At 67.5% G+C, this 15303-nt stretch carries 18 protein-coding genes and 1 tRNA gene; 4 read left to right on the top strand and 15 right to left on the bottom strand.

Annotation, left to right across the window (positions count from 1 at the left end):
* Nucleotides 1-82 precede the first annotated feature (82 nt).
* Both BrevBR_RS10040 and BrevBR_RS10035 read left to right on the top strand, forming a co-directional pair.
* Complete coding sequence (locus tag BrevBR_RS10040) at nt 83-550, top strand: YHS domain-containing (seleno)protein (protein ID WP_340000841.1); 468 nt, start codon at nt 83-85, stop codon at nt 548-550.
* 106 nt (nt 551-656) lie between these two features.
* Complete coding sequence (locus BrevBR_RS10035; protein WP_340000840.1) at nt 657-1259, top strand: DUF1109 domain-containing protein; 603 nt, start codon at nt 657-659, stop codon at nt 1257-1259.
* Nucleotides 1260-1421: 162 nt separating this feature from the next.
* Here BrevBR_RS10035 and BrevBR_RS10030 read toward each other — a convergent pair whose 3' ends face one another.
* The 8 genes from BrevBR_RS10030 to BrevBR_RS09995 form a co-directional block, all read right to left on the bottom strand.
* A complete protein-coding gene (locus tag BrevBR_RS10030; protein ID WP_340000839.1) occupies nt 1422-1688 on the bottom strand; it encodes an Hpt domain-containing protein in 267 nt (88 codons plus the stop codon).
* Nucleotides 1685-2071 carry a response regulator gene (locus tag BrevBR_RS10025; RefSeq protein WP_340000838.1) on the bottom strand — a complete coding sequence of 129 codons (387 nt, stop codon included), beginning with the start codon at nt 2069-2071 and terminating at the stop codon, nt 1685-1687. Before BrevBR_RS10025 ends, BrevBR_RS10030 begins: the two co-directional genes overlap by 4 nt.
* Before the next feature lie 4 nt (nt 2072-2075).
* On the bottom strand, nt 2076-4079 hold the full coding sequence (locus tag BrevBR_RS10020; RefSeq protein ID WP_340000837.1) for a PAS domain S-box protein: 2004 nt from the start codon (nt 4077-4079) through the stop codon (nt 2076-2078).
* Nucleotides 4076-5533, bottom strand: a complete 1458-nt coding sequence (locus tag BrevBR_RS10015; protein WP_340000836.1) for a glycosyltransferase family 2 protein — start codon at nt 5531-5533, stop codon at nt 4076-4078. Before BrevBR_RS10015 ends, BrevBR_RS10020 begins: the two co-directional genes overlap by 4 nt.
* Nucleotides 5533-6591: a HEAT repeat domain-containing protein gene (locus BrevBR_RS10010; protein WP_340000834.1), complete on the bottom strand. Its 1059-nt coding sequence runs from the start codon at nt 6589-6591 to the stop codon at nt 5533-5535. The genes BrevBR_RS10015 and BrevBR_RS10010 overlap by 1 nt, the downstream gene beginning before the upstream one ends.
* Nucleotides 6591-7655 (bottom strand): YaiO family outer membrane beta-barrel protein, encoded by a 1065-nt coding sequence (locus tag BrevBR_RS10005; RefSeq protein ID WP_340000833.1) that lies wholly within the window; start codon nt 7653-7655, stop codon nt 6591-6593. Before BrevBR_RS10005 ends, BrevBR_RS10010 begins: the two co-directional genes overlap by 1 nt.
* Nucleotides 7636-8046, bottom strand: a complete 411-nt coding sequence (locus BrevBR_RS10000) for a response regulator transcription factor (protein ID WP_332641514.1) — start codon at nt 8044-8046, stop codon at nt 7636-7638. Before BrevBR_RS10000 ends, BrevBR_RS10005 begins: the two co-directional genes overlap by 20 nt.
* A gap of 358 nt (nt 8047-8404) precedes the next feature.
* A tRNA-Ser gene (locus tag BrevBR_RS09995) sits at nt 8405-8494 on the bottom strand.
* A 193-nt stretch (nt 8495-8687) separates the two neighbouring features.
* Here BrevBR_RS09995 and msrA point away from each other — a divergent pair.
* On the top strand, nt 8688-9338 hold the full coding sequence (gene msrA / locus BrevBR_RS09990) for a peptide-methionine (S)-S-oxide reductase MsrA (RefSeq protein WP_332641515.1): 651 nt from the start codon (nt 8688-8690) through the stop codon (nt 9336-9338).
* A 2-nt stretch (nt 9339-9340) separates the two neighbouring features.
* Complete coding sequence (locus tag BrevBR_RS09985) at nt 9341-9685, top strand: MmcQ/YjbR family DNA-binding protein (RefSeq protein WP_340000832.1); 345 nt, start codon at nt 9341-9343, stop codon at nt 9683-9685.
* On the opposite strand, the gene BrevBR_RS09980 is transcribed toward BrevBR_RS09985, so the two are convergent.
* The 7 genes from BrevBR_RS09980 to flgG all read right to left on the bottom strand — a co-directional run bounded on the left by BrevBR_RS09980 (nt 9682) and on the right by flgG (nt 15293).
* Complete coding sequence (locus BrevBR_RS09980) at nt 9682-11484, bottom strand: DUF885 domain-containing protein (RefSeq protein WP_340000831.1); 1803 nt, start codon at nt 11482-11484, stop codon at nt 9682-9684. The genes BrevBR_RS09985 and BrevBR_RS09980 overlap by 4 nt on opposite strands.
* Nucleotides 11485-11531: 47 nt before the next feature.
* Nucleotides 11532-12035, bottom strand: a complete 504-nt coding sequence (locus tag BrevBR_RS09975) for a hypothetical protein (RefSeq protein ID WP_340000830.1) — start codon at nt 12033-12035, stop codon at nt 11532-11534.
* A gap of 14 nt (nt 12036-12049) precedes the next feature.
* Complete coding sequence (locus BrevBR_RS09970) at nt 12050-12475, bottom strand: hypothetical protein (protein WP_332641519.1); 426 nt, start codon at nt 12473-12475, stop codon at nt 12050-12052.
* Nucleotides 12476-12510: 35 nt separating this feature from the next.
* The gene (locus BrevBR_RS09965) at nt 12511-12981 is read right to left on the bottom strand and encodes a hypothetical protein (RefSeq protein WP_340000829.1); all 471 of its coding nucleotides are present in this window, start codon (nt 12979-12981) and stop codon (nt 12511-12513) included.
* Nucleotides 12982-13146: 165 nt separating this feature from the next.
* Nucleotides 13147-13887, bottom strand: coding sequence for a flagellar basal body L-ring protein FlgH (flgH, locus tag BrevBR_RS09960; RefSeq protein WP_340000828.1), 741 nt, complete (start codon nt 13885-13887; stop codon nt 13147-13149).
* Nucleotides 13888-13902: 15 nt separating this feature from the next.
* Nucleotides 13903-14508, bottom strand: coding sequence for a flagella basal body P-ring formation protein FlgA (locus BrevBR_RS09955; RefSeq protein ID WP_340000827.1), 606 nt, complete (start codon nt 14506-14508; stop codon nt 13903-13905).
* Entirely contained in the window at nt 14505-15293 is a 789-nt protein-coding gene (gene flgG / locus BrevBR_RS09950; RefSeq protein ID WP_332641523.1) for a flagellar basal-body rod protein FlgG, read from the bottom strand. The genes BrevBR_RS09955 and flgG overlap by 4 nt, the downstream gene beginning before the upstream one ends.
* Nucleotides 15294-15303: the final 10 nt, after the last annotated feature.

The following is a 15303-nucleotide window of genomic DNA, read 5'->3' as shown; positions in this document are numbered from 1 at the left end:
CGAAAGCGGTATGGGGCGGTGTAACCGCCGACCCCCCGGTGACGAATGATGGAGGACGCATTCCCACCGAAAGCAGCCCGTCATGAACCGTCGTCTCTTTAGCCTTCTTCTCGCCAGTGCGGCCGTTTCGCCTGCCGTCGTCTCCGCGAAAACGGCGGACAAGCCGCCCATCGATGTCTCCGGGGCCGGACTGGCCCTGCGCGGGTACGACGCGGTGAGCTATCATTTGGATGGCCGACCCGCTGAGGGAAACAGCGCTCATGAGTTCGAATGGAAGAACGCCACCTGGCGCTTCGCCACAGCGGAGAATCTGACTCGCTTCAGGGCCGACCCCGAACGCCATGCCCCCCAGTTCGGCGGGTACTGCGCCTGGGCCGTTAGCCAGGGCTATATCGCCCCGGGCGATCCTCTCCAGTGGCGCATCGTGGAAGGCCAGCTGTTCCTCAACTTCAACGCGCGTGCGAAGGCGCTGTGGGAGCAGGACATCGAGGGGGCCATCATGCGGGGCCGCGCGAACTGGCCACAGGTTCTCAAGGTGAACCAGGGTTGATGGACGCCATGACCTTCATGGCTGGATCCAGACATCGGCCTGTCGTTGGCCGAAGGGCGAAGTTATGAGATCCGCAACGACTGAAAACCTGATCGAAGATCTGGTCTTGAACCTGAGCGTGAGACGTCGCGAGACGCCTGCTACAGCCCTGATCCTTCTGTCCGGCGCTGCGGCCGTGGTGGGCGTCCTGCTCCTTTTCGGACTTCGCCTGAACTTCGTCTTCGACCTCGCGCGCCTGCAATTCCTGTTCAAGGTGGCCTATGCCACGGCTCTCGCGTGCGCCGTCATTTGGCTGGCTCTGAGATCGGGACGGCCCGGCGTGACCCTCAAGCCCGCCCTCGCGCTGCTGGCCGCTGTGCTGGCGGTGGGCGTCATGGTGAGCGTGGGCGACCTGGCCACAATGGCAAAGAACGATCGGGTGACCGCCCTGTTCGGCGAGACCTGGAGGGTTTGCGCGCGCAACATCGCCACCCTGGCGATCTTCCCGGCGCCGATCCTCGTTTATACACTTCGCCGGATGGCTCCCACGGATCTGCGTGTCACAGGGGCCGCGGTGGGCGCCTCGGCGGGCGCTGTCGCCGCCTCGGCGTACGGGCTCCTGTTCTGCCCCGAGCTGTCGCCGGCCTTCGTGGTGACCTGGTACACACTCGGTGTCGTTGTCGCAGCCGCGATCGGGGCCGCCTCGGCGGGCCGTATGTTGAGTTGGTGAGCGGCCGGGGTGTGAGCGGCATCGGACGAGATGCCGCTCCGGCTGGAGGTCGTGTTTCCGGCGCTCGCAAATGTCCGCACTTGGCGCGCTGGAGACCTTCGCGCGTACAACTTTCCAGGTTGCCATTCCCATGGAACAGGAGCGCGGGGCCCTCCCTGACGATCACCTTGGCGCCATGGCCTTTTCCATGGCCCGCCTCATCTCACGGACCTCCTCCGGCGTAGGCTTGGGACCATACCGCACCCGGTCGTCCACCACCGCGGCTGCTACGCTGATCTCCGGATAGCCGAACGAGCCGGCCGCCCCCGCCAGACGATGGGCGATCACCCCGATGTCCGGATGATCCGGCTCGAGGGCCCCGAGCTGTTCCAGATCGGTCCGGCACCGCTCGATGAAGAGGGCTCGCAAATGCTCCAGCGGATCAGTCATCGGCCATGCTCATCCAGGAGCGCGCGCACCTGTTGGCCGAGTGTCATGGGATCGAACGGCTTGATCACCACCCCCGCCGCCCCGAGAGCCATCAGCCCCGCGATTTCGTGATCCTGGGTCTGCGCCGTCATGAAGACGACGGGCGTGTTCCGGTGGGCTGGCAACGCGCGCACCCTGGTCAGGACGGCCGGGCCATCCATGTCGGGCATCATGACATCCAGCAGGATCAAATCCGGCCGGCATCCGGTCGCCAAGACCTCCAGCGCCTCGGAGCCGGACGCCGCCGAGCGAACCTCCCCGCCGCCGGTCAGTGTGAAGGCGAGCGCGGTGAGCGCCCGGATGTTCTCGTCATCGTCAACGTGAAGAACACAAAACGCATCCATCGCATTACTCCGGAACACCCAGCGGGACCTCGAACCAGAAGGTCGATCCCTGGCCGGGGATGCTTTCCATCCCGACCCGGCCGCCCATGAGCTCGACCAGTTCCCTTGAAATCGCCAGGCCCAGGCCGGTGCCGCCAAAGCGGCGGCTGGTCGACTGATCCGCCTGCACGAAGCGTTCGAACAGCGCCTTGGCGGCCTCCGGCTCCACGCCCACGCCCGTGTCCGAGACGGCGATGCGAATCTGAACCCGGTTTTCACTGAGCGGCGTGGCGCCGACCGCAACACTCACGCCGCCGCGTTGAGTGAATTTCGCGGCGTTGCCGAGGAAGTTCAGCAAGACCTGCCGCAGGCGACCCGGGTCCCCGATCAGGGTTTGCGGTACGGCTTCGGCGATGTCCTGCGCGTACCAGAGGCCCTTCTCCTCGATCTGGCCGAGGACGATCTCCGCCGCCTCCCGCAGCACGGTCCGCAGGTCGAAGGGCCGCTGCTCCAGGCTCACGGCGCCCGCTTCCAGCTTCGAATAGTCGAGGATGTCGTTGATCACCGCCAGCAGGACCTCTCCGGAGAGAAGAATCCTGTCCGCGCACTGGCGTTCGACCGGGCCCAGTCCGTCCCGGGCCTGTAATATCCGCGAGAAGCCGATGACGCTGGTCAGTGGGGTGCGCAGTTCGTGGCTCATGTTGGAGAGGAAGCGCGACTTGGCCTCGGAGCCCGCTTCGGCCCGGTCTCGCGCCTCCCGCAGGTCCTCTTCCAGGCGATGTTGCACCGAGTGGTCGCGGATCACTGCTATGATTTCGAGCGTCTTGCCGGCGTCGTCCTTCACCGCCTGGAAGCTGGTTTCCACCCACACCGAGGTCCCGTCCTTGCGAAGCGCGCGTTGCTGCAAGGTGCATCGGCGCAGGCTGCCCGAAAGCTTGCGGAAGGCCTTGAGCAATTCCGGACGGTCGTCGGGATGCACGAAATCCTGCGCCGGCCGGCCGGCCATCTCGCTGGGCCGGTAGCCCAGAAGCGATTTCACCGCCGGCGAGATGTAGCTGCTGCGCCCGTCCGGCCGGAGCCGGGTTATGACGTCGTCCATATGGGTGGCGAGAAGCCGATATCGCGCCTCGCTGCGCGCCATGCGTTCCATGGCTGTGTATCGCTCGGTGATATCCTGAACCACGCCGAACACCGCATCGACGCGGCCGTCGCTGTCCAGCTCGCGCAGAGCGCTCGCAACCACCCGACAGCGCTCTCCGTCCGGACGCACGATGGTGGCTTCGAAGGCCTCCTCGCCGCCGTCCTCGATCACCCTGCGCATCATGGCGTCGCGCCGGGCCCGGTCCTCGGGCGCGTAAACCGCCGCGACGGCGTCGCGCGACAGGGGCTGATCGGTCGGGAAGCCGAAGATGCGATAGACCTCGTCCGACCAGGTCACTTCGCCGGTATCAACCTCGAGGCGCCAATGTCCGACGCGCGACACCGCCTCGACCAGATCCAGCAGACGCCGCGTGTCCCTGGCCACGCTGCGTTCGCGGGCCAGCTCGATCTGCTCGGTGACCAGATCGGCCAGTTCGCGAAGCCGGCGGGCGTCAACGTCGCTGAAGGTCCGGGGCGCCCGATCCCTGATGCAGAGGGTTCCCACATTATGGCCGGACGGCGTCGTCAGGACCGCTCCCGCGTAAAAGCGCAGGCCATCGGCTCCCTTCACCAGCGCGCTGTCGGCGAAGCGCGGATCGCGGGTCGCGTCCGGCACGATCAGGATACCGCCGGGCGGCTCGTTGACGGCGTGGCCGAAAAAGGGGTCCCCGCGTCCCGTCTCCGGCGGATTCATCCCCTGACGGGACTTGAACCACTGCCGGTCCTCATCAACCAGGGACACCAGGGCGATGGGCGCGTTGAAAATATCGGCGGCCAGCCGGGTCAGCCGATCGAACCGGAGTTCCGGCGGCGTATCGAGGATGCGGAGGTGCTGCACCGTATCGACCCGCGCGCGTTCGACCTGTCTCGAAATGTTCCGGCGGGTCATAGGACCTTCTCCCCGATGACCGGGGCCGGAACCGAAGCTGGAGCCGCAAACCCCTTGCGCGTCATGGTCCCCCAGGACTGGCTGCGGCGCAGATACTGCCAGATGCCGCGCAGCCGCCACAGGTTGTTCAGTTGGCGGTATCCGAAATTCTCCAGCACCGCCACGAGGGTCAGAAGCGCGAGGTCCCGCGCCCGGGGGAACCGCCGCAGCTCCGATTCCTCCAACGCGAGGGCGCCCACCGAGATGACGACGCCGAAGGTGAAGCTGACCGCCACGAAGGCCAGCATGTATTCGACGGCCAGGACGCCGGATATCCAGAACAGCGGGATGAGCACATAGCCGAGCAGTTCCACCACCGGCCCGAGCACATCGACCAGAAGTATGTAGCCGAACCCGACAACGGCCACGCGGCCGTAGCGCGGCTTGATCAGAACATCCCAGTGCCGTTCGAACGTCTCCAGCGCTCCCCGATGCCAGCGCGCGCGCTGCCGGCCCAACACCCGCAGATCCTCAGGAACTTCGGTCCAGCAGACCGGCTCCGGGACGAAGGCGATCCGGTAGGGGAGGCGCTTGTCCCGCATCAGGCGGTGGAGCTTGACCACCAACTCCATGTCCTCGCCTACGGTCCCGTGGGTATAACCGCCCGCCTCGATGACCCTCGCCCTGCGGAACAGGCCGAACGCGCCGGAAATGATGGTCAGGGCGTTGATCCGGCTCCATGCCAGACGCGCCATCAGGAAGGCGCGCAGATATTCGACGGTCTGCAGCAGCGCCAGCAGATTCCTCGGCGGCCGCACGTCCAGCACCCGCCCGTGGGCGATCCGGCACCCGTTGGCGACCCGAACGGTTCCGCCAACCGCCACCGTCCGTTCGGGGTCCTCGACGAACGGACGGACGGCGCGCAGCAGGGCGTCCGGTTCCAGCAGGGAGTCGGCGTCCATCGAGCAGAAGATCGGCGCACGCGAGACGTTGATGCCGGCGTTGAGCGCGTCGGCCTTGCCCCCGTTTTCCTTGTCGACGACGATCAGCCGGGGCTGGTGGGCCGCGCCGTAAACCTCCCGGATGGGGCGGTGGGTGATGGCCAGTTCATAGTGACGCTGGATGGGACGGAGTTCGAAGGTGTCGATCAGAACCTGCAGCGTCGCGTCGCTCGACCCGTCGTTGATGACGATCACTTCGAAGCTCGGATATTGCAGCGACAGCAGCGACTGGATGCTTTCGGCGATCGTCATCGCCTCGTTGTAGGCGGGGGCCAGCAGGGCGATCGGCGGGGCCGCGTCGGCGTACCGCCTCCACAGGAGACTGCTCGAGGCCGTCGGCGGCCTCTCGACCAGGGCCGCCGCGGCGAGGGCCAGCTGGATGAGGTAGATCAGGTTCTGCAGCAGGCCGACGCTGACCACGAACAACGCCAGCGCCGCCGCGAAGTCCTCAAGGGTCGGGGCTGCAAACGCCATCACGCGGCCGCCGCCAGTTCGCGTTCGGCCAGAACCATCGAGGCGGTCCGGCGGGACAGGTCGCCGCCCGAAATGGCGACCGCGCGCAGGCGCTGGTGTCCGGCCGTCCCGAGAGCCGCAAGAGCCTCGCCGGCCCGGAACCTGACCCACCACTGGGGGTCGTCGAGCTGCTCTTCCAGTCGTGGCATGGCCGAAATCAGGCCGATGCGGCCGGCGGCTTCGCACGACGCCGAGCGCACGATCCATATCCTGTCCTGCAGCCCTGTCAGGATCGTCGGCTCCGCCGCGGGATGCCCCAAGGCCCCCAAGGCCCGGATGGAGGCGATGCGCAGCTCGATATCGGGCGCCCGCGCCGCGATGCACAAGGGTCTCAGCGCCCGGTAGTCCCCGCTGGCGCCGAGCGCCTCGGCGAGAACGACCCGGGCTTCGCCGGCGACCTGGGGATCGCCGAACGCTTTCAGGGCGGTCATCGTGTCGTCCGCGACCAGCCGCGCGATCAGCGGCAGGTACAGCAGGGATTCAGAGGCCTTGCGGCCGCCGAGGTCGGCCAGCACCTCGCGCAGGGCGGGCGGTGCGTCGATCTCGATCAGTGACCGCATCAGGCTGACGCGAAGCTCTCCTGTCCGGGCGCCCGCCACCGCCCGGCGCAACGCCTCGCGAGTGCGATCGCCCGGAAAGATGGACAAGGCCTCGGCGGAGGCGATCCGGCCAGCGACCGAGCCGCGGGACAGGCGACGACAGAAGATTTCGTCCACCCCGAAGGCCGCCAGGGCCGAGATCAGGCGCTCCCGCTCGGCGCCGCGCACGAGGGCGATGACCTCGAGAAGCGACTCGGCCATCAGTCGCGCCCGGTGTTTGACGTGCTGAAGTCGGCCGACGGCGTCGCCCGAGCCGTTCATGACATCCAGGAAGACCTGCTGGATCAGGTGAAGATCATCCCGGCGGCGAACTTCCCCGCGTTCCCGCCATATTCGCGCGACGATCAGGCCGATCATCCATAGCAGCGCCACGGCTGCAAGGACGACCGAGGTCGACCATATCAGCAGCAACCCGCTCATCAGAAGCGCCAGCCCAGCCCCAGGGACAGTTCGTCCCGGTCATAGACCTGACGGTCTTCGGACAGCATGCCGATCCTCAGCACGAGGCGCTCTGTGAGCCCCACCTCGGCTCCCACGTTCCAGGCCTTCACGTCGACGGTCGCGCCGTCAGAGGATTCCGGGGCGTCCGCATAGCCGCCGCGGAAGGCGATCCGGTCCGTCGCCTGCCAGCGGACCTGGGCGGTATAGCCGCTTCGATGGGCGCCGTTCTCGTCCCGGACGTTGATCCAGCGCGCCGCCAACTGCACCCGGTCGCCTGGCAACTCGACCCGGACGCCGGGATGCAGACCCGTTACCGTGCCCGTCGGATACCGGGCCACCGAGGCGTCGAGCGTGGCGGAGATACCGTCGGCCAGTCGCACCGCCCCGCCTGCGGCGAGCGCGATCTCCGGGCGATAGTCGGCGTCGGGAGCGCCGCCCAGCACCACATGGAATTCCCCGCCGTCGAAGGTCCGGTCCAGTCGCGCTTCGAGGTAGACGTCGGTGTTGTTGAACCGCTCCGTGACTTCCACCGCAGCGCCCGCGCTCCAGCCCTCTGCAAGACCGCGCGAGACCGCAAGGCGGGCCTCTGTCCAGTCGGGGAGACCAGCGGACAGGCGGCTCCTCGCTCCGGTGATCTCGACGCGCCATGGCGGAGGCGGCGCGAGGGAAGCCCGCAGCGCGCGGACCTCGGCGTCTTCCGGGGCCAGACGGGCCGCTTCATCGGCCGCGCGGCGGGCCGCCTCCAGATCGCCGCGTCGTTGCCCGATACGCGCCAGACCGACCCAGGCGTCCACATAGGTGGGACTCTGTCGGGTCACGCCGAGAAGGGTCGCCTCCGCTTCGTCGAGGCGGCCGAGCGCCAGAAGCGCCAGGCCCAGATTGAGTCTCGCGTCGACATGGTCCGGCTGGACGGCGAGAACCTGCTCGAGCTTCGGCACGGCCTCGGCCGGACGTCCTTCGATGCGATCCGCCACCGCCGACTGATACAGGCCCTGCGGATCGACCTGTACGAACGGGACGGGCTCAGGCGGGGCGACGATCACGGCCCGATCCTTCCGCCAGATTCGCCGATTGCAGCAAACGTCGGACCCGATGCCCGAGTTCGTCCGGTATGAACGGCTTGACCAGGTAGTCGGCGGCGCCGAGTTGAAGGGCTCCGACGATGTCCTGTTCGCGTTTGAGCGCCGTCAGCATGATTACCGGCGCGTCCGACAATCCTCCGGCTTTCAGGCGGCGCAGCACCTCGAACCCGTCCATCACCGGCATCAGGGCGTCGAGAACGATGAGATCAGGCTTGTGCGTCGCGATGGCCTCAAGCGCCTGGCTTCCGTCCTCGGCGGTTGTGATCTGATATCCGTCGGCGGAAAGGCGGTGCACGAGCAAGGCGCGTAGCAGCGGATCGTCGTCAGCGATCAGAATCCTGTTGGCGCGCATGGGGCCGAACCTCCGTCTCGCGCCCCCCTACGAACTTATACGGGGCGCAATGAAGGAAGTCCTACGCGAGTCCAGGTTTCCCGCAGATCCTGCATTTCACCCTCCCGAAGGTGCGGCAAGCAGATCGACATCCGTCAATGGAGGCCCGGGTCACCTATCTGCTGATGGCCCTACTCGGCATTTCGACCATCGCCTGTGGGCCTGGGATTACCCCGGCTGGCTGAGCGCGAGAAGCGATTTCCAAGCCTCATCTTCATGTGCGCCACCTCTGGCGCTCGCACCAGTTTGCGCCGACGGAGTCGAGTTTCCGGGGTTAATGGCGATTCTGTTTTTTATTGAGAAACTGCGACTTGGGCCGTGGCGGACAGAGAGGGATTCGAACCCTCGGTACGCTTTCACGTACACACGCTTTCCAAGCGTGCGCGATCGACCACTCCGCCACCTGTCCGTTTCCACGACGTCGCCCGAAGGCCTTCGTGTCACGCCGGAGGTCGATCCGGCGCGAGGCGAGGCTGATAGAACACCCGGACCCCCTCGGCAAGCGCCTGAACACATCCCATATAGGCGTTTGATCGTTCGACCGGCCGCGTCGGATCAGGAAGGCGCAACCTTCTGACCGCGGCCCACAATGGAGCCCGGCCATGCTGTCCAGAAAATCCCACGAAATGCCGACTGCCGACGAGGCCCTGCCGGGACGCTCCACCCCCCTGCACACCGATGAGGTCCATTATGTCACCGGCCGGCCTCTCAAGGGGCCGCACCCCGAGGGGTTCGAAACCGCCATCTTCGGCATGGGCTGTTTCTGGGGCGTCGAGCGCATCTTCTGGAAGCTGCCGGGCGTCTGGGTGACCTCGGTCGGCTATTCGGGCGGGATCACGCCCAATCCGACCTATGAGGAGACCTGCACCGGCAAGACCGGCCATGCCGAGGTGGTGCAGGTCGTCTTCAATCCGCACGAGATCAGCTATGGCGAGCTGCTGAAGGCGTTCTGGGAGAACCATGACCCGACCCAAGGCATGCGCCAGGGCAATGACATCGGCACCACCTACCGCTCGGCCATCTATTATCTGAACGACGAACAGCGGGCCGAGGCCGAGGCGTCGCGCGACGCCTATCAGGCGGCCCTGTCGAAGGCCGGGCGGGGGACGATCACGACCGAGATCGCGCCGGCCGGTCCCTATTATTTCGCCGAGGACTATCACCAGGGTTATCTGGCCAAGAATCCGGCCGGCTATTGCGGCATCGGGGGAACCGGCGTGGTCTGTCCGATCGGCGTGGGCGTGGAGGCCTGATCATGGATCGGGAGGGGGTCGGCAAGGTCTGCCTCGCCCTCCCGGGGGCCACGCTCGACCACCCGTTCGGCGAGCACCACGACGCCTACCGCGTCGGCGGCAAGATGTTCGTCATGGTCGGCGAACGGGGCGGCGTCTCCTTCAAGGTCTCGGACATCGCCTATGAAGTGCTGACCGAGTCCGGCCACGCCCGGCCCGCGCCTTATCTGGCGCGGAACAAATGGGTGAATCTGCCCAGCATCGATGACTGGCCCGACGACGAACTGGCCGAGCATATGGTCATCGCCCACGGGATCGTGGCGGCGAAGCTGACCCGGAAGGTGCGGGCGGAGCTGGGGCTGACCTAGTTCGCCGGCCGCGCCTTCTCTTCGGCGATCCAGCGGTCCATGCGTTCGTCCAGCAGGGCCATCGGCAGGGGGCCGTCGACCAGCAGGGCGTCGTGGAAGCGGCGGACGTCGAACCGGTCGCCAAGCTCACGCTCCGCCCGCGACCGCACTCCGCGCAGTCGGATTTCGCCGATCTTGTAGGCCGTCGCCTGACCGGGCCAGCCGATGTAGCGTTGCAGCTCGGTCTCGATATTCAGCGGCGCCAGGGCCGAATTGTCGCGGAAACAGGCGCGGGCCTGTTCGAGGTTCCAGCCCAGCCAGTGGATGCCGGTGTCCGACACCAGCCGGCACGCCCGCCACATCTCGTAGCTCAGCCGGCCGAACCGCTCGTAGGGGGTCCGGTAGAAATTCATCTCTTCGCCGAGGAATTCGGAGTACAGGCCCCATCCCTCGATGAAGGCGGTGACGTCCACGCTGCGGCGGAAATAGGGACCGTCCTCGGCCTCCTGCTGCAGGGCGATCTGGAGGTGATGGCCGGGCACCGCCTCATGCAGCGTCAGGGCCGGCAGTTCGTACAGGCCGCGCTGATCCAGGCTGGAGGTGTTGACCATATAGCCGCCGGCGATCCCGTTCTCGATGGAGCCCTGATTGTAGCGGCCGGTGGTGTAGTTGGCCTCGATCTCGCGCGGCACCGGGCGCACGCCATACGGCAGGCGGGGCAGGGTTCCGAACAGGGCCGGCAGACCGTCATCGGCCCGTTTGGCCATCTCCGACGCCTTCTCCAGCAGGTCTTCGCGCGTCGTGGCGTAGAACTGAGGATCGGTGCGCAGGAAGTTGAGGAAGCCGGCGAAGTCGCCGGTCCAGCCGGCGGCGCGCATCTCGGTATCCATGCGGGCGCGGATGCGCGCGACCTCCTCAAGGCCAATCTGATGCACCTGATCCGGGGTCAGGTCCGTGGTGGTGAAGCCCCGCACCAGATAGGCGTAGGTCTCCCGCCCGCCCGGCCGGTTGACCAGACCCAGGGTTTCGGGCGCGCGGGGCAGATAGTCCTCGCGCAGGAACCGGGCCCACTCGCGGCGTTGCGGCATGACGCCGTCGGCCACGGCGCGGGCGGCGCGCTCGCGCAGCGCGTTCTGTTGGGCCACGGGGATGGAGGCGGGCAGGGCGGCGAAGGGCTTGAGCAGGGGGTCGGCCCCGGGCGTCAGGGCGGCTTCGGGTTCGATCAGGGTCAGGGCGTTCTCGACGATGGATCGAGGTTGCACCATCCCGGTCTCAAGGCCGCGCCGGGCATTGGCCAATTGGTCGGCATAGACCTTGGGCATGGCCTCCAGCCGCGCGATCCACGCCTCGGCGTCAGCGATGGTGGCAATCCGCGTGATGCTGGCGATATAGCTCATGCCCTGACCCGGGCCGCCTTCGGAGTTGAAGGCGTCGATGCGGCCGGTGTCGAGCGGAATGCGGTCGCGGGACCGTTTCACGACATAGGTCATGAAGGCGTGGTTCAGACGCTCGTCATCGGTAAGGCCGGAGGGATCTATCGCCGCCAGCCGGTCCGCGAAACCTTTGAGGACCGGCTCCTGCGCGACCTCGAACTCTCGCGACGCGTCGCCCAGCCGCGACAGGGCCGCGCGGTCGCCCTCCATGCCCGCCGTGACCGGCTCAACCGCGCGCAGGTATGTCTCATAGTCCGCCAGCACCGACGCCAGCGCCGCATTGGGGGTTGCGCGGGAGACCGCGGCGGGCGCCGCTGTCTGGGCCATGGCCGGCTGGGCGAAGCCGGCGAGGAGCGCGATGGCGCTGGCGGCGATGATGGTTTTCATGAAGTCCCTCCCAAGGAGAGGGACTGCACCGGAGCCGGCGTCCCGCGTCAACCGCAGAAGGCGAAGAACCGCTCGATATTGGGCGCCGACGCCGGATGGGGCGCAAAGGTCTGGCGCGTCCCGTCCTGCCACAGGGCCAGCCAGCCAAGCCGGCGGAACCGCTGGAAAACCGGAGCGTCGGCGGGCGCCTGGGCGCTCAGGAAGACGCCGTCGTTGAGCTGCGACGGTTCCGCCTCGGCCGGGAAACGCGCGGTCTCACCGCCGGATTCGATGTAGAACTCCGGCTTGGCTGCGTCCTGGGCCACGCCGCTGAGGGACAGCCGACCCGATGCGCGGATGCAATCCAGACCCAGGCGCAGGTCGTCGCTCTCGGCCAGACCGTAGGCGAGCCGGGCGGCGTCCTCGTCGGCGTGGAAGAACCAGTCGTAGCCCTCGACCGGAGCCGGAGGTCCGCCGGACCCCGCCGGCGTGGTCGCCTCAGGGCCGGCGGTCGCGCAGGCCGACGCCGTCAGTGCGAGCACGGCGAGGGCGAGGATCGTGCGGGTGCGCATGTCGACTCCGGGGTTCAACCCGAACACAGTTCCGAGAAACGGCGCAGCTTGGCAAGGTGGGTCGCGGGAACTTCGACCGGTCGCCTGTGATCGCCGACCAGAACACTCATCTTCCCGTCCGCCGCGAAAGCCGCGAAGGCCGGATGATCGGTCCGCAAGGTCAGACGGGTGGCGTCACCCCGCGCGGGCGCGGCCTCGGCTATGGCGACGGCTTCTCCCGCGGTGATGCGGGCCATGCCGGTCAACGGGGTTCCGTACAGGGTGAGCCGGGCGACGCTGGACCCCGGATCGCATTCCAGGGTGGCTCGCAGGTTGGCGGTGTCGGGAACTTCATTGGCCAGCACGACGGGGGTATCGTCGGCGTACAGGGTCCAGGTCCAGGCAGGGACGGCAGGCGCCGGCGTCTGCAGGGCCAGGATGGCGGCGAGAAAGGCAAACATGGTTCAGCCCCCGCTGAAGGTTCGACCGAATGTGGTCAGACGCCGCGATGTCCGCAATGGGCGAAAAATTCGTCGATCAGTTTGCGTTCGGCCGCGGTGGCCGTCAGCTCGAACGCGCCGGCGTCGCCCTCGACCGCCATCTTGCCGCTTTGCGCCAGCTGTTTGAGGGACGGATCTTCGACCGACACCCGCACCTCGTCCGCCAGTCCGCCACTCAGGGGATCGATGGCGACGGCGTGCATCAAGGCCTTGTGAACGCGCGGACCCGCCGGCTTGACGTCGCCGTACACAACGGCCTGGGCCTCACCCGGCGCGCAGGTCATCATCAGCGCCAGCTGGTCCGAGTTCGCGACGCCATAGGCCAGTTTGGCCAGATCGCCCTCATGGCTGAGATGCCACGCCATGGGCGCGACGTTCGTCTGGACGTCCGAATTCGTCGCCTGTGACTGGGCGGCGAACGCGATCAGCCCGAGGGCGGCGACGGCGGGGATGGCGAACTTCAGCATGAAAAACACTCGCGTCTGATGGCCAAACGCTGTGTTTCATTAACGGTTCACGGCTCCGCTTGGCCGTCGCCCGGCAGTTTTCGCCTTGTGACTAAAATGGCGCGTGTCGGATGGCCAGGCCGCGTCGGGTCGGGAGGTCCCGAAGGGCCGACGACCGCGGCCCAACTAGAATGGGCTGAAGCGCTCCACCAGCGACTGGGCGGCGGGCGTGGCCTGGACCCGGCTGATGTCGCCGCGGCCCCCGTAGCTGATGCGGGCCTCGGCGATCTGGGTGTGGGCGATGGTGTTGCCCGAGCTGATGTCCTCGGGCCGCACGATGCCGGCGACGGTCAGTTCGCGCACCTCGCGGTTGGTGCGCACCTCCTGCCGGCCCTGGATGACCAGATTGCCGTTGGCCATGACGCCGGTGACGACGGCGGCGATGGTCAGACTGACCTTCTCGGACCGGTTGACCGACCCGGAGCCGGTGGCGTTGGACTCGCCTTCCAGTCCGACCAGGTTCTGGGGGTCGAAGCCGCCGGGGAAGGCGCGACCGAGGCTGTTCTCCAGCCCGAAGAAGTTCGAGATGCCGCCCGAGATGTCGTTGGTGCGCGACCGGTTCGTGGAGTTCTGGGTCTGGGCGCGGTCGTCGATGTCGATGTTGACCGTCAGGATGTCGCCGATGCTGCGCGCGCGCTGGTCGCCGAAGAAGGTGCGGGCTCCGGTGCGCCACAGGCTGTTGGCGCTGGCGGCGCGATCGGCCTGCTGCTGGGCGGCTGACGCCATGACGATCTGGTCAGTGGGCACCAGGGCCGAGGGATAGCCGATCGGGGCCAGCTGGGGGCCCATGACCGTTTCCACGGCGGTGGAGCAGGCTCCGAGAGTCAGCGACGACAGGGCGGCGGTCAGGATCAGGGCGGTACGCATCAGACTGTTTTCCCCTCAGCGGGCGGCGAAGTGTTGGGTGGCGGCGCGGGCGGCGGGACCGGCGGCGGCCTGACCGGGCGCGGTCGCGACGGCGTCGATGACCCGGTTGGACTGCAGGTTGCGGACGGCCAGACGCTGGCCGACGGCGGCGGCGCCCTCGGCCCGGCCGCTGATGGTCAGGCGGACGCCGCCGACCTCATAGGCGACCTCGACGATGTCGTTGCGGCTGATGACGCGTTCGCCATGGGCCGTGCGGACCGGGGCGGAACGCGAAACGGCGGGCCCGGCGGTTCCGACGGCTGTATCCGCAGCCGCGACGGCGGCGGCGCCCGGCGCCATGGCGGCGTTGCGCACCACGACCCGGCGAAGCCCGGTCGGATTTGCCCAGTCCAGACCCGACTGACGGGCCAGGCTCTGCAACTGTCCGGCCTCGAAGACGATGGAGGGGCCGGCCCGCTGGCCGACCACGACATTTGATGCAGCCCCGGCGCCGTCGAACAGGTCGCCCAAGGTCACCCGGCCGTCCGAATCCACCGGATTGACCTTCAGCGTCACCGGTCCGGCGAGGGCGGGCCCCGCGAGCGCCAGGGCCGCGACGGCCGCGAGGATCAGGGCCCTCACGACTTCACCTGCGAGGCGACCGACAGCATCTGGTCGGCGGTGGTGATGACCTTGGAGTTCATCTCATAGGCGCGCTGAGCCACGATCAGAGCGCTGATCTCGGCCACGGCGTCGACGTTCGACGCCTCGGTGTACCCCTGAAGAATCTGGCCCAGACCGGCGTCGCCCGGCGTGCCGACCGTGGCCGAACCCGAGGCGGCGGTTTCCATCAGCAGGTTGTCGCCGACAGCTTCCAGCCCCGCCTCGTTGAAGAAGGTCGCCAGTTCCAGCTGCCCGACGGTGGCGGGCTCGGTGGTTCCGGCGCTGATAACCTGCACCTGGCCCGATTTGGAGATCATCACATCGACCGCGTCCTGCGGGATGGTGATGGCGGGTTCGACCGCATAGCCGTCGTCGGTGACCAGCTGGCCTTCGCCGTTGACCGAGAAATTGCCGGCCCGCGTATAGGCCGTCTCGCCCGAGGGCAGGATGACCTGGAAATAGCCGCGGCCGTCGACGGCCATGTCGTAACGGCCGCTGGTCTGGGTCGGCGTGCCCTGTTCGGTGATGCGGTAGACCGAGCCGGCCTTCACGCCCGCGCCGATCTGGATGCCGGTCGGCACCACCGTACCCTGGCTGGACGACTGCGCGCCCATCCGCTCGACGTTCTGGTACAGCAGGTCCTGGAATTCGGCCCGCTGACGCTTGAAGCCGACAGTGTTCATGTTGGCGATGTTGTTCGAGATGACCTCGACGTTCAGCTGCTGGGCTGACATCCCCGAGGCTGCGGTTCTGAGTGCGCGCATGTCTCAGTCT

Source organism: Brevundimonas sp. BR2-1, from assembly GCF_037626195.1.
Classification (GTDB): Bacteria; Pseudomonadota; Alphaproteobacteria; order Caulobacterales; family Caulobacteraceae; genus Brevundimonas.
This window is presented reverse-complemented; position numbering and strand designations above follow the sequence as displayed.

Bases quoted from the DNA above. Each gene is read 5' to 3' on its own strand.
- flgG (WP_332641523.1), bottom strand. From the start codon at position 15,293: ATGCGCGCACTCAGAACCGCAGCCTCGGGGATGTCAGCCCAGCAGCTG.
- BrevBR_RS10040 (WP_340000841.1), top strand. From the start codon at position 83: ATGAACCGTCGTCTCTTTAGCCTTCTTCTCGCCAGTGCGGCCGTTTCG.
- BrevBR_RS09970 (WP_332641519.1), bottom strand. From the start codon at position 12,475: ATGTTTGCCTTTCTCGCCGCCATCCTGGCCCTGCAGACGCCGGCGCCT.
- BrevBR_RS10020 (WP_340000837.1), bottom strand. From the start codon at position 4,079: ATGACCCGCCGGAACATTTCGAGACAGGTCGAACGCGCGCGGGTCGAT.
- BrevBR_RS10025 (WP_340000838.1), bottom strand. From the start codon at position 2,071: ATGGATGCGTTTTGTGTTCTTCACGTTGACGATGACGAGAACATCCGG.
- BrevBR_RS10000 (WP_332641514.1), bottom strand. From the start codon at position 8,046: ATGCGCGCCAACAGGATTCTGATCGCTGACGACGATCCGCTGCTACGC.
- BrevBR_RS10030 (WP_340000839.1), bottom strand. From the start codon at position 1,688: ATGACTGATCCGCTGGAGCATTTGCGAGCCCTCTTCATCGAGCGGTGC.
- msrA (WP_332641515.1), top strand. From the start codon at position 8,688: ATGCTGTCCAGAAAATCCCACGAAATGCCGACTGCCGACGAGGCCCTG.
- BrevBR_RS09985 (WP_340000832.1), top strand. From the start codon at position 9,341: ATGGATCGGGAGGGGGTCGGCAAGGTCTGCCTCGCCCTCCCGGGGGCC.
- flgH (WP_340000828.1), bottom strand. From the start codon at position 13,887: ATGCGTACCGCCCTGATCCTGACCGCCGCCCTGTCGTCGCTGACTCTC.
- BrevBR_RS09975 (WP_340000830.1), bottom strand. From the start codon at position 12,035: ATGCGCACCCGCACGATCCTCGCCCTCGCCGTGCTCGCACTGACGGCG.
- BrevBR_RS09965 (WP_340000829.1), bottom strand. From the start codon at position 12,981: ATGCTGAAGTTCGCCATCCCCGCCGTCGCCGCCCTCGGGCTGATCGCG.
- BrevBR_RS09980 (WP_340000831.1), bottom strand. From the start codon at position 11,484: ATGAAAACCATCATCGCCGCCAGCGCCATCGCGCTCCTCGCCGGCTTC.
- BrevBR_RS10010 (WP_340000834.1), bottom strand. From the start codon at position 6,591: ATGAGCGGGTTGCTGCTGATATGGTCGACCTCGGTCGTCCTTGCAGCC.
- BrevBR_RS10015 (WP_340000836.1), bottom strand. From the start codon at position 5,533: ATGGCGTTTGCAGCCCCGACCCTTGAGGACTTCGCGGCGGCGCTGGCG.